The 11,897-nt window shown below is 74.9% G+C and carries 13 protein-coding genes and 2 pseudogenes; 8 read left to right on the forward strand and 7 right to left on the reverse strand.

Annotated elements, in window-relative coordinates; all coding sequences use genetic code 11:
* Positions 1–15 precede the first annotated feature (15 nt).
* Positions 16–546, forward strand: coding sequence for a YbhB/YbcL family Raf kinase inhibitor-like protein (locus tag ACQ95T_RS11280; RefSeq protein WP_425943484.1), 531 nt, complete (start codon positions 16–18; stop codon positions 544–546).
* Positions 543–1,088 carry a YbaK/EbsC family protein gene (locus ACQ95T_RS11285; protein WP_425943485.1) on the forward strand — a complete coding sequence of 182 codons (546 nt, stop codon included), beginning with the start codon at positions 543–545 and terminating at the stop codon, positions 1,086–1,088. The genes ACQ95T_RS11280 and ACQ95T_RS11285 overlap by 4 nt, the downstream gene beginning before the upstream one ends.
* Before the next feature lie 27 nt (positions 1,089–1,115).
* On the opposite strand, the gene ACQ95T_RS11290 is transcribed toward ACQ95T_RS11285, so the two are convergent.
* On the reverse strand, positions 1,116–1,307 hold the full coding sequence (locus tag ACQ95T_RS11290) for a hypothetical protein (protein ID WP_425943486.1): 192 nt from the start codon (positions 1,305–1,307) through the stop codon (positions 1,116–1,118).
* A gap of 144 nt (positions 1,308–1,451) precedes the next feature.
* Between ACQ95T_RS11290 and ACQ95T_RS11295 the strand changes: the two genes are divergently transcribed.
* Together ACQ95T_RS11295 and ACQ95T_RS11300 are read left to right on the forward strand one after the other, a co-directional pair.
* Positions 1,452–2,474: a cyclic nucleotide-binding domain-containing protein gene (locus ACQ95T_RS11295; RefSeq protein WP_425943487.1), complete on the forward strand. Its 1,023-nt coding sequence runs from the start codon at positions 1,452–1,454 to the stop codon at positions 2,472–2,474.
* Positions 2,467–2,907, forward strand: a pseudogene (locus ACQ95T_RS11300) (adenylate/guanylate cyclase domain-containing protein); the annotation flags it as partial. The gene ACQ95T_RS11295 and the pseudogene ACQ95T_RS11300, both read left to right, overlap by 8 nt.
* Before the next feature lie 273 nt (positions 2,908–3,180).
* Here ACQ95T_RS11300 and ACQ95T_RS11305 read toward each other — a convergent pair.
* Positions 3,181–3,549, reverse strand: coding sequence for a hypothetical protein (locus tag ACQ95T_RS11305; RefSeq protein WP_431472940.1), 369 nt, complete (start codon positions 3,547–3,549; stop codon positions 3,181–3,183).
* 46 nt (positions 3,550–3,595) lie between these two features.
* Here ACQ95T_RS11305 and ACQ95T_RS11310 point away from each other — a divergent pair, with 46 nt between their 5' ends.
* Positions 3,596–5,086 carry an ATP-binding protein gene (locus ACQ95T_RS11310; RefSeq protein ID WP_431472941.1) on the forward strand — a complete coding sequence of 497 codons (1,491 nt, stop codon included), beginning with the start codon at positions 3,596–3,598 and terminating at the stop codon, positions 5,084–5,086.
* Between the two features lie 11 nt (positions 5,087–5,097).
* Positions 5,098–5,898, forward strand: a complete 801-nt coding sequence (locus tag ACQ95T_RS11315) for a maleylpyruvate isomerase family mycothiol-dependent enzyme (protein WP_425943489.1) — start codon at positions 5,098–5,100, stop codon at positions 5,896–5,898.
* A gap of 6 nt (positions 5,899–5,904) precedes the next feature.
* On the opposite strand, the gene ACQ95T_RS11320 is transcribed toward ACQ95T_RS11315, so the two are convergent.
* Positions 5,905–6,600, reverse strand: a complete 696-nt coding sequence (locus ACQ95T_RS11320) for a M50 family metallopeptidase (protein WP_425943490.1) — start codon at positions 6,598–6,600, stop codon at positions 5,905–5,907.
* Positions 6,601–6,662: 62 nt separating this feature from the next.
* On the opposite strand from ACQ95T_RS11320, the gene ACQ95T_RS11325 reads away from it, so the two are divergent.
* On the forward strand, positions 6,663–7,580 hold the full coding sequence (locus ACQ95T_RS11325; protein WP_425943491.1) for an exodeoxyribonuclease III: 918 nt from the start codon (positions 6,663–6,665) through the stop codon (positions 7,578–7,580).
* 22 nt (positions 7,581–7,602) lie between these two features.
* Here the strand turns inward: ACQ95T_RS11325 and ACQ95T_RS11330 are convergent, their stop codons facing one another.
* From ACQ95T_RS11330 to ACQ95T_RS11345, 4 genes and pseudogenes are all read right to left on the reverse strand, one after another.
* Complete coding sequence (locus ACQ95T_RS11330; protein WP_425943492.1) at positions 7,603–7,965, reverse strand: cupin domain-containing protein; 363 nt, start codon at positions 7,963–7,965, stop codon at positions 7,603–7,605.
* 66 nt (positions 7,966–8,031) lie between these two features.
* Positions 8,032–8,892, reverse strand: coding sequence for a TrmH family RNA methyltransferase (locus ACQ95T_RS11335; protein ID WP_425943493.1), 861 nt, complete (start codon positions 8,890–8,892; stop codon positions 8,032–8,034).
* On the reverse strand, positions 8,892–9,656 hold the full coding sequence (locus tag ACQ95T_RS11340) for a sulfite exporter TauE/SafE family protein (protein ID WP_425943494.1): 765 nt from the start codon (positions 9,654–9,656) through the stop codon (positions 8,892–8,894). Before ACQ95T_RS11340 ends, ACQ95T_RS11335 begins: the two co-directional genes overlap by 1 nt.
* Positions 9,653–10,488 (reverse strand): annotated as a pseudogene (locus ACQ95T_RS11345) (ABC transporter ATP-binding protein). The gene ACQ95T_RS11340 and the pseudogene ACQ95T_RS11345 overlap by 4 nt, the downstream one beginning before the upstream one ends.
* Positions 10,489–10,578: 90 nt before the next feature.
* Between ACQ95T_RS11345 and ACQ95T_RS11350 the strand changes: the two are divergent.
* Positions 10,579–11,346 carry a hypothetical protein gene (locus tag ACQ95T_RS11350; RefSeq protein ID WP_425943496.1) on the forward strand — a complete coding sequence of 256 codons (768 nt, stop codon included), beginning with the start codon at positions 10,579–10,581 and terminating at the stop codon, positions 11,344–11,346.
* Positions 11,347–11,897 lie beyond the last annotated feature (551 nt).

Raw genomic sequence — 11,897 nt, forward strand, 5'->3', positions numbered from 1 at the left:
CGTTAGGGTCGGGCCATGGACCTGGAACGCACCCTTGCCCCGCACCCGCTCGAGCACCTGCCGGCCGCGCCCGCCGAGCTGCAGGTCACCAGCGAGGACTTCGAGGACGGCTCGCCGCTGCCGTCGACGGCCGGCTTCGGGTTCGGCAACACCTCCCCGCAGCTGTCCTGGAGCGGCGCCCCCGAGGGCACCCGGTCCTACCTCCTCGTCTGCCACGACCCGGACGCGCCCGTCCTCGGCGGCTTCCACCACTGGGCCGTCGTGGGCATCCCGCCCGAGGTGACCTCCCTGCCGACCGGTGCCGGTGAGTTCGGTCAGCCGGTCGGGGCGGGCGCGACCACGCTGGCCAACGACTACGGCACCCGCGACTTCGGCGGCTGCGCACCCCCCGAGGGCGACCCCGCCCACCGCTACGTCTTCACGGTGTGGGCGCTGGACGTGGCCGACACCGGGCTGGACGCCCGGACGTCGGTCGCCAAGGCGCAGTTCAGCACGCTGGGCAACGTCCTGGCCCGGGGGTCGATCACCGGCACCTACCAGCTGTGAGGCTGGCCTGGGTCCCGGCGCTGGAGCGCCCCGACCTCCTCGCCGACCCCGTCCGCGAGGCGCTGGAGGGTATGCGGTCCGCGGGCACCGTCGACGTGGGCCGGATCGAGGTCGCCGAGATCGACCCCGCCTCGGCCGACACCGCCGACCTCGTGGCGGTCACCGGGATGGACCTGGCGGACATGGCCAACTGTCTCGTCGTGGCCGGCGCCCGTTCCGGTGAGGAGCGCGTCTGCGCGGTGCTCGTGCTGGGTCACACCAGGGCCGACGTGAACCGGACGGTCCGCAAGGCCCTGGAGGTGCGCAAGTGTTCCTTCATGGCCATGGACGACGCGGTCGCGCGCACGGGGATGGAGCACGGCGGCATCACCCCGGTCGGGCTGCCCGCCGACTGGCCGGTCCTCGTCGACGCCCGTGTCCTCGACCGCGCGGCGGTCGTCGTCGGATCAGGCGTGCGGCGCAGCAAGCTGCGCCTCCCGGGCGCACTGACAGCAGACCTGCGCGGGGTGCAGGTGGTGGACGGTCTGGCCGCCGAGGTCTAGGACCCGCAGGTCAGGCGGTCCAGGACCTCAGGTGCGGTCCTGCTTGTTCCGCAGGGCCTCGTGCCGGGGGGCCGCCTGCAGGTTGCCGTCCCCGCCGTCGTCGGACCCGGGCCCCTCGTCGGGCCGCCCTGCGACCTGCAGGCGCACGCCGTAGCGCTCCTCCACGAGGCTGATGACGTGGTCCAGCGGGTCGTTCTCGTCGTCGAAGGTGATCTCCATGCTCGGACGCTAGGGCACCGGAGGCCTCCTGTCACCCCCTGGCGCCACCGGGTCCTCCTCGCGAGGACCGGGACGTCATCCCCAGGGACGATCCCGGGCCAATTTCAGGTGCGGGCCGCTGCCTGTGGTGCTTGACTTCCCTCCATGGACGTCAAGGGCCAGGCGATCACGATGTCGTGGATCCCCTCGGAGTCCGTCCGCAACTGGTTGCGCGGCGGTTTCGAGCTGGGACTGTCGCACTACGACGACCCGCCCAGGGACGTCGTCGACGGCCCCGAGGACGTGCGCGCCCTGCGCGACGACGACCGCTTCCGGTTCGCCAACGTCCTCACCGGCTGGGCCGAGTTCGGCGACGGTCCGCCCCGTGGCGGGTACGGGGAGGACTCCGGACTGCTCATGGGCAGCACCACCGTCCGGGCCCGGGTGGCGACCGTCACGTTCATGGGGTTCGGCCTCCCGGTGCTCCAGGCCGAGCCGGAGATCACCGAGGACCGGGTGGTCCTGCGGCAGACGGTGGGCGGCCGCACCGGCATCCCCCTCCCCCGTCCGGTCAAGCACGCGCCCTACGTGCGGTGGCAGGCTCCCATCGTGTGGACCACTCTGCAACTGACGCTGACCAGGGACGGCGACCGGCTCGTCGAGCTGGTCGGCGCCTCCTCCTTCCCCCGGCACTGGGTCTACGGCAGCGACGGCAGGCTGCAGAGCAAGTCGGGCCTGGCCCAGCTGCAGGACTGGTTGGACCACAGCTTCGGCGACCGCACCCCCTGGGGGTCCCAGGACTCGCCCGCCCTCACCATCGCCGCGGAGTCGGCGGCCGAGCGTCGGCTCTCGAGCACCATCATGCGGGGGGAGCAGACCCCCAGGATCGTGCAGGTCGGCAAGGGCGAGGACGTCGTGCGCCAGGGCGAGGAGGGCACCGACGTGCACCTGGTGCTCGACGGCGTCCTCGACGTCAGCGTCGACGGCGACGTCCTGGCCGAGCTCGGCCCCGGTGCCGTGATCGGCGAGCGCGCCGCGCTCGAGGGTGGCCGCCGGTCGGCGACGGTGACCGCCCGCACGCCGGTCCGGCTGGCCCGGGTCCCGGCGTCGGCCCTCGACGCCGGGGCGCTGGAAGAGGTGGCCGCGGCGCACCGTCGCGAGGAACGCCCGCCCGGTCCCCATGGCTGAGGCGTCCACGCGCGAGGAGACCCCCCGCCCCCGGCTGCCCGAGGGCACCCTGACGCTGCTCTTCAGCGACATCGAGGGATCCACGGTGCTGCTGGACCGCCTTGGCCTGTCCTACCGCGAGGTGCTCAGCACTCAGCGGATGATCATGCGCGAGGCCATCCACGACCACGGCGGCAGCGAGATGGGGACCGAGGGCGACTCCTTCTTCGTCGTCTTCCGCACGGCCCAGGACGCGCTGTCGGCCGCCGTCCAGGCGCAGGAGCGCCTGGCCACCACCCCCTGGCCCGAGGACGTCGACGTGAAGGTGCGGATGGGCCTGCACACCGGCGCCCCCCAGCGGCACGAGGACGGCTACGTCGGGATGGACGTCCACCTCGCCGCGCGCGTGGCCTCGACCGCCGGTGGGGGCCAGGTGCTGCTCACCGAGAGCACCCGCGCCCTCGTGGGCGAGGACCAGGTCCGGCTGCGGGACGTCGGGCTGCACCGGCTCAAGGACATCGACGCCCCGCAGCGCCTGCACGAGGTGGTGCTGGACCCGACCTCCGCGGCTCCCGGGCCCCGGGCGGTCCGCTCCCTGGGGTCCCCGGCGGACCTTCCCACGGTCCACGGGCCCCTCGTGGGGCGGGACACGGAGGTGGACCTCGTCCTGGGCCTGCTGGCCCCCGGCAGGGTCGTCACGGTCGTGGGTCCCGGGGGGGTCGGCAAGTCACGGCTCGCCATCGCCGTCGCCGCCCGCCGCGACGAGCTGCCGGACGGGGTGTGGTTCGTGCCCCTGGCCCGTTCCACCGACGAGGAGCAGGTATGGGGCGCGCTGGCGGCGGCCGCCGGTGTCCGGGGCGGCACGGGCACGCGGGAGCAGGTGCTGGCGGGGCTGTCCCGTCGGCGGCTCCTGCTGGTCATGGACAACCTGGAGCACCTCGCCCCGGCGGCGCCGGTCGTCGCCTCCGTGCTGGCGGAGGCACCCGGCGTGGAGGTCCTCGCCACCTCCCGCTCGCCCCTGCACCTGCTCGGGGAGCAGCTCGCGCCGCTCGCACCGCTCGAGCCTGCCGACGCGGTCGACCTCTACGTCGAGCACGTCCGTCGGCAGCGGCCTGGCTGGTCGCCCGACCACGACGAGCGCGGTGGTCGAGGCCGTCTGCGAGCGGATCGACGGGCTGCCGCTGGCGGTCGAGCTGGTCGCCGCCCGCAGCCGGCTCCTCACGCCCCGGGCCGTCCTGGCCCGCCTCGACGACGCCCTCGACCTGGCCGGGCGTGCGGTGGACCGCACCGACCGGCAGCTGTCCCTGCGCAGCACCCTCGACTGGAGCTGGCGCCTGCTGACCGAGGACGCGGCCGACGCCCTCGCCCGGCTCGGCGTCTTCCGGGGCCCGTTCGGGGTGGACGCCGCCGCGGCCGTCCTCGACCGGCCGGCCGACGACGTCGTCGACCTGCTCCTCGACCTCGTCGAGGCCAGCCTCGTGCACGCCGACGAGGAGGCCTCCGGGGAGCCCCGCTTCCGCATCCTGCGGGTGGTCTGCGCCTACGCCCAGGAGCGCCTCGGGGAGGACCCGGTGGCGGAGGCCGACGCCCGTCGCCGGCAGGCGGAGGTGGCGGCCGCGCTCGTGCGCCGGGAGTGCCCGCGGTTGCGCGGCACCCACCACGTGGCGGCGCTGGACAGCCTCGAGGAGCAGCACCACAACACCGCCCAGGCCCTCGACTGGTGCCTCCGCCCGGGATCGCCGCAGCTGGCGACCGGCCTGGAGATGTGCCGGCTCCTGACCCTGCACTGGCACCTGTCCTCCCGCCAGGACGAGGGCCGACGGTGGCTGGCCCGCGCCAGCGAGGTGGCCGGCGACAGCCAGGACCCCGAGGCCCTGGCGGCGTGGCACGGGCTGGGGATCATGCTCGACCAGCAGGGGGAGCTGGACCGCGCGGCCGAGATCCTGCGACGGTGCCTGGACGCGGCCGTGGCCCGGGGCGACCTGGCCACCCAGGGCCGGGAGTCCAACAGCCTGGGACTCGTCGAGATGCGACGGGGCCGCGTCGACGCGGCCCGGGAGCTGCTCGGCACGGCGCACCGGCTGGCGGTGGCCGCCGGTGACGACGAGCGTGTCTCCACCTGCCTGAACAACCTGGCCATGCTGGCGCTCGACGAGGGTGACGCGGACACGGCCCGACGGCTCCTGGGCGAGGTGCTCTCGATCGACGAACGGCTGGGTGACGTCTGGGGCATGGCGGTGGACCGGCTCAACCTGGCCGAGGCCCACCTCGCCGCCGGGGACCTTGCCGCGGCCCGGGAGGGGATGGTCGGCCACGGCGCGCAGATGCTCGCCCTGGGGGACAACGAGGTCGACGTGGAGCTCCTGGAGCACCTGGCGGTCCTGTGCACCCGTCTGGACCGGCGCGGTCCGGTCCCGCTGCTCCTGGGGGCGGCGGAGGCCGTCCGCCGGGCCAGCGACATCCCGCCGACCGAGGCCTACGCACGACGCCTGGCCGACGGGACCGCCGCGGCCCGCGACGCGGTCAGCCCCGGCGACTGGCAGCGCCTGACGGCCAGGGGAGGGCGCACCACGCCGCGGGAGGCCTGGGAGCAAGCGGTCGAGGCCCTCGACGCCCCGGCCCGGCAGGACTAGCCTGCGACGTCATGGACCCTCTGGCCGTCATCCGCTCCGAGTCCGACCGCTTCGCCGAGGTGCTCGCCGGTGCCGACCCGCAGGCACCGGTGCCCACCTGCCCCGGGTGGGACGCCCGTGACCTGCTCCACCACCTGGCCGAGGTGCACGCGTTCTGGGCGCAGGTGCTGGGGTCGGACGTGCGCGACGACGAGGGGGTCGAGGCCCTGGAGCAGGCCGCGCCCCCGCGGCCGGACGGCGTCGAGGAGCTTCTCGCCCTGCGGGCCCGGGCCACCGACGCCCTGCTGGAGCAGCTCGGCGCGCTGGACGACGCCGAGCCCCGCTGGTCCTGGTGGCCCCCGGACCAGACGGTGGGGTTCACCCGCCGCATGCAGACCTACGAGGCCACGCTGCACCGCGTCGACGCGGAGCTGACCGCCGGACTGCCACCCTCCCCGCTCGACCCGGAGGTCGCCGCGGGCGCGGTGGAGCACTGCGTCGACGTCATGTGGGGATACGTCCCGGACTGGGCCCAGGACGACTCCACGGCCGTGGTCGAGCTGGTCGCCACCGACACCGGCGACCGGTGGCAGGTGGACGTGGGCCGGTGGCACGGGACCGGACCGGAGTCGGGCACGGAGTTCGACATGGCCCGGGCGCGTCGCGCGGGTCAGGAGCCGGACCCGGCGCTGCCCACCGCCACGGTGACCGGGACCGCCCGCGACCTGGCGCTGTGGGCGTGGGGTCGCGGCCCCCGTTCCGCCGTCCGGATCGCCGGTGACGCGGACGCCGTCGCCGCGGTCGACCGCCTGATCGAGCAGGGGATCCAGTAGCCGGCCTCAGCGCAGGAGCAACCAGCCCGCCGCCCCCAGGCAGGCCACCGCCACCAGCCAGAACAGGGCCACCCACAGGACGGCGGGGACGCCGGTCAGCCCCGCCAGCTGGTCGACGTCCGAGCCCCGCGCACCACGTCGCCGGTGCCGCTGCAGCTCGACCACCGACCGGGGCGCCCCCAGCAGCACCACCCACACCAGCGCGGCGGCCACCCAGGAGAGCAACCGGGGCTCGGCGACCCAGGAGAGGACGGCGACGCCGGCGCCGGTTACCACCACGACCAGCAGCCCGTAGACGTTGCGCACGAGCAGCAGCACCACGCCGCACAGGAGCACGAGCGCCCAGAGCAGCCCCACGGCATACCCCCGGGACAGCAGCGCGGCCGCGCCCAGGCCGACCAGGGCCGGCGCCGGGTAGCCCGCGAGCAGCATCAGCACCATCCCCGGTCCGCGGGCGCGGCCCCGCGAGAGCGTCAGGCCCGAGGTGTCCGCGTGCAGGCGTATGCCGTGCACGCGCCTCCCGGCGAGCACGCCGACCGCGGCGTGACCGGCCTCGTGCAGCAGGGTGACCAGGTGGCGCACCACCCGGTGGCCCACGGGGCTCCAGGTCACGAGGAGGGCGAGCAGCGCCAGGACCAGGAGCGCGGTCGGCGACGGGGCGGGCTGCGTGGTCAGGGCCCGCTCCCAGATCTGCTCCAGCACGTGCCGAAGCCTCGCACGACCCGCTGGGAGCCGGCTGCGGCGGCAGCGCATACCCTCGAGCGGTGCTCCGCGTCGCCACCCTCAACGTCAACGGGATCCGGGCCTCCCACCGCCGGGGGTTCGGCGACTGGCTGGCCACCCGCGGTTGCGACGTGGTCGCCCTGCAGGAGGTGCGCTGTCCGTTGGCGGCCCTGCCGCCGGGGGCGTTCGGGGACCGCCACGTGGTCTACGAGCCGGGGCAGGTGGCCGGGCGCAACGGGGTCGCGGTGCTGACGCGGCAGGCACCGGTCGGCGTGCGCACGTGGGACGCGGGCGTGCTGGTGCGGGGGCCTGGCGAGGAGCACCTGCACACCGTCCCCGCACCCGACGGGGTCCCGCTGGCCCGGGGGCTGGGTCGGCACGCGCACGAGGGCCGCTACGTCGAGGTGGACCTGGCGGAGGCACCGGTGACCGTCGCCAGCCTCTACCTGCCCAAGGGAGGGCTGCCGGCCCGGTTGCAGGTGCCCGCCCGCATGCGGGAGGCGTCCGACGGCGGTGTCCGCTACGAGCGCAAGATGCGCTTCCTGGCCGCCTTCGCCCGGCAGCTGACCCGGAGCCGGCGGGCCGCCGCCGCCCGGGGACGCGAGCTGCTCCTGGTGGGCGACCTCAACGTGGCGCACACCCGGCACGACGTGGCCGCCTGGCGCCGGGCGCAGACCTCGGAGGGCTTCCTGCCCGAGGAGCGGGCCTGGATGGACGACCTGCTCTCGCCCCGGACCCTCGTCGACGTGGTGCGCTCGCTGCACCCGGGCACGGACGGGCCGTACTCGTGGTGGAGCTGGTTGGGCGGGGCCTTCGAGCGGGACACGGGGTGGCGGATCGACCACCACCTGGCGACACCGCGCCTGGCCCGCACCGCGGTCTCGGCGGTCGTCGACCGTGACCACCGCGGGGTGCGGCTCTCCGACCACTCCCCCGTCGTCGTGGACTACGACGTGTGAGCCGTTCCTGGGCGTGCCTGCGTCAGGCGGGCGCGGCGTCGGGGTGGGTGCTCGGCCTGGTCGTGGAGTTCTTGAGCTCGACGAAGATCACGTGGGTGGAGGTGCGCCCGATGTTCTCGCCGGCATGCACCTGGGCGGGCAGCCAGGCGACGTGACCCTGCTCCATCCGCACGTCGCGGGAACCGCCGTCGTAGGCGAGGCGACGTTCGAAGCCGGAGAGGGTGCACATCACCGAGTCCGGGTGCCGGTGAGCACTGGTGCGGGCTCCTGGCTCGTCGCGGTACTCCAGGACGCGGACGCGGTCGTTCTCCAGGACCACGTGGTACTTGTCCGGATCGGTGACGACCGGGTCGTCGGCGCGGTCCGGGCTGCGGGTGTCTCCCATGGCAGTCCCCTGGGTGCGGTGCGGTGAGGGTCCGACAGCCCAGTGTCCGTCCGCCGTCCCCCGACGTCAAGGGTCCGGAGGCGCCCCCTCGGGTCGCAGCGCCCAGAAGGCCACGGCCGAGGCGGCCGCCACGTTGAGGCTGTCCACACCGCCGCCCATCGGGATGCGCACGACCACGTCGGCGTCCTCCACGGTCCGCCGCGACAGTCCGTCGCCCTCGGTGCCCAGGACGAGGGCGAGCCGCTCGGGGGCGTCCGCGGCGAGCCGGTCGAGGGTCACCGCGTCGTCGGTCAGCGCGAGGGCGGCGACGGTGAAGCCGGCCCCCTGGAGGGTGGCCACGCCCCCGGGCCAGGGCTCCACCCTGGTCCAGGGGACCTGGAAGACGGTCCCCATGGACACCCGGACCGAGCGCCGGTACAGCGGGTCGGCGCAGCGGGGCGTGACCAGGACCGCGTCCACCCCCAGGGCGGCCGCGGAGCGGAAGACCGCGCCGACGTTGGTGTGGTCCACCACGTCCTCGAGCACCGCGACGCTGCCGGCCCCGACCAGGACCTCGTCGAGCGACGGCAGCCGGGGCCGGTGCATGGCGGCGATCGCCCCGCGGTGCAGGTGGAAGCCGGTCATCTCCTGCACGACGGCGGGGCTGGCGACGTGGACGGGCGTGCCCGCGGTGACGGCCGGTGCGACGAGGTGGGCGAGGTCCTCGACCCACCGGGGTGTCAGCAGCAGCGAGCGCATCCGGTGGCCGGCCGCGAGGGCCCGGCCGATGACCTTGTCTGACTCCGCCAGGTAGAGACCCTCGGCCGGTTCGAGCACACGGCGCAGGGCGACGTCGGTGAGGTGCAGGTAGTCGCGCACGCGCGGGTCGTCGGGGCGCTCGATCCAGGTGACCCCCTCCGGGAGGTCCGGTGCCGGCTGGTCGTCCATCAGGTCAGCAGCAGGTTGACGATGGCCACCGACCCGATGACGACGATGACCGCGCGCAGCAGGGCCGGCGGCATGGACCGGCCCACCCGCGCCCCGACCACCCCGCCCACGAGGGAGCCGATGCTGATGAGCAGCACGATCGTCCAGTTCACGATGCCGGGGGCGACGATCAGGAAGACGACGGCGGCCACGAAGTTGACGATCATGCCGAGCACGTTCTTGATCCCGTTGATCTGCTGCAGGCCCAGCGGCAGCAGGATGCTCATGATCCCCAGCAGCAGCACGCCCTGGGCCGCGCCGAAGTAGCCGCCGTACATCCCCGCGACAAGGATCCCCAGCAGCAGCACGACCCACCGGCCCGGGGTGATCCGGTCCGCGTGGTGCCGGACCGCCCAGGCCGACAGGCGGGGGCCCAGGACGACGAGGACCAGGGCCAGGAAGATCAGCACGGGCACGATGGCCTCGAAGGCGGCCGCCGGGAGGACGAGCAGCAGCAGGGCGCCCAGGATCGAACCCAGCAGCGAGGCCGGCGCCAGCCGGCGCAGCATGGGGCCGAGGGTGCGCAGCTCGTGGCGGTAGCCCCAGGCCCCGGTGATCCCGCCGGGGACCAGGCCGAGGCTGTTGGAGATGTTGGCCGACACCGGGGGGTAGCCGAAGAAGAGGAGGGTGGGGAAGGTCACCAGCGTGCCGGACCCCACGATGGTGTTGATGGTGCCGGCTGCCAGGCCGGCCAGGATGATGGCGACGACCTCCCAGACGCTCACCGGGCGGTCTGGCCCGCCGGGGGCGGTGCGTCCTCGGCCGTCGTCGGCGGCTGCTCGGCCCGGGCGGCCCAGCGCTCCCCGTGGCGGTCGACCACCAGGGGGATGCCGAAGGTCGAGGAGAGGTTCTCGGCGGTGAGCGTGACCTCGATCGGGCCGGCGGCCACCACCCCGCCGTCGCGCAGCATGAGGATGTCGGTGAAGCCCGGGGGGATCTCCTCCACGTGGTGGGTCACCAGGACCATCGCAGGGGCCTCCAGGTCCTGAGCGAGCAGGCTGAGCCGGCCGACCAGGTCCTCCCGGCCCCGCAGGTCCAGCCCCGCCGCCGGCTCGTCCAGCAGCATGAGCTCAGGGTCGGTCATCAGGGCCCGCGCGATCTGCACACGCTTGCGCTCCCCCTCCGAGAGGGTGCCGAAGCGCCGTCGGGACAGGTGGGCGACCCCAGCGCCTCGAGCAGCTCGGTGGCCCGCTGCTCGTCGGCCGCGTCGTACTCCTCCCGCCAGCGGCCCAGGACTCCGTAGGCGGCAGTGACGACCACGTCGCTGACCCGCTCCTCGTCCGGGATGCGGTCCGCCACCGCGGCGCTGGAGACGCCGATCCGGGGTCGCAGCTCGAAGACGTCGACCGTCCCCAGCACCTCGCCCAGCACGCCTGCCACGCCGGTCGTGGGGTGCATGCGCGCGGCGGCCAGCTGCAGCAGGGTCGTCTTCCCGGCCCCGTTGGGGCCGATGACGACCCAGCGCTCGCCCTCCTCGATCGACCAGTCGACGTCCCTGAGCAGGTCGGTCGTCCCACGGCGCACGCCCACACCGGCGAATTCGAGGACATCGCTCATGGTGCGCCACTCTAGTCAGTCCCGCGCGGCGCGCCGCGCAGCCCCGCAGCATGTCCGCAGCCTCCCGCCGGTGCGCCTAGCATCGGGGCCGTGTCCGAGCACGAGCTGCCCGCCAGCGTCCGCGTCGCCCTGTGGGGGACGGCAGTCCTGGGCGGCCGCACGCCCGCGGCCGAGCTGCCCCGTCGCGCCCTTCCGGACCTGGACGAGTCCGCCGGCCTCGTGGAGGCGGTCGAGCTGTGGGCCTCCCTGGGCGAGCGGGCCGTGCTCGTGGCGCTGCCGCGCCCAGGGGACGTCGCCGGGATGCCCCGCGGTCCGGTCGAGCTCCTCGACGCGGCCACCCGCTCGCAGGAGTGCGTCTTCGTCCCGGCCGTCGGTGGCGCGCTGGTTCCGACGATCGAGCCCTTCGGCCCCGAGGGTGACCGGGGCTGGATGGCGCGCTGGACGGCATACCCGGCCGAGCCGGTGCCCACCCACCGGATCGAGGCGCTGGACCTGGGCCAGACCGAGCTGGGCCTGCGGACCGACCTCACGGCGCTCACCGAGCAGCTGGCGCGCACCGGCGCGCCCCCGTTCGGCCCGGACGCCGAGCGGGGGGTAGCCCGGGCCAGGGCCGTCCGGGACGGCGCCGGGAGCTGGGGTCTGCCGGGGGGTCTGCCGCCCCGTGCCCTGCGGGTGGTCGACCTGGCCGGGACGGTGCTCCGCCTGGCCGACGCCGGCCTGGACTCGGTGACCGGCTCGCTCGACGCGGCCAGCACGGCCGCCCGGGCCGAGCTGCTCCGCCGGCTGCAGGCCAGGGCCGCCTCTGCGCTGGCCGACGCCACCAACGTGGCCGCCCTGCATCTGGCGTACCGGTCGTAGGGACGGCGGCCCGCTCACTCCCGGTTGCTCCGGCGACTCCCGCGAGGACCGACACCGACGGTCCTGACGGCTCCCGGAGACGTCCCGCGAGGACCGACACCGACGGTCCTGACGGCTCCGCCGACCTCCCCGCCCCCCTCCGGCGTGTCGCGCACCGTGCGGCGCCCTTGTTGCGTGTCGCGGGGCCTGACGCCGTCGACGCAGCACGCGACACGCAGCAACGGCGCATCGTCCACACCGTTCGTCCGGTGGCGGACCCTGTCCACGGACGAGGCGCGGACGCTCGTGCTGTCAGGGGCGCACCGTCACCATCGCCGTCATGTCGATCGACGCATCGCCGAGGCAGGGTCGGAGGGCCCGTCCGGCCCGCACCTTTCCCGCCATGGAGCACCAGCGCGGACTGGCGACCTCCGCCCAGCTGCGGGATGCGGGGTGGTCCGGAGATGCGATCCGCCATGCGGAGGGTCGGACCATCCGGTCCGTCTACCCCGGTGTCTTCGCGCCCCACCGCGGTCCGCTGGCCCACGACGACCGTCTGGTCGCGGCCTTCC

The sequence above is a fragment of the Ornithinimicrobium carbonis genome, from assembly GCF_050703245.1.
Lineage (GTDB): Bacteria > Actinomycetota > Actinomycetes > Actinomycetales > Dermatophilaceae > Ornithinicoccus.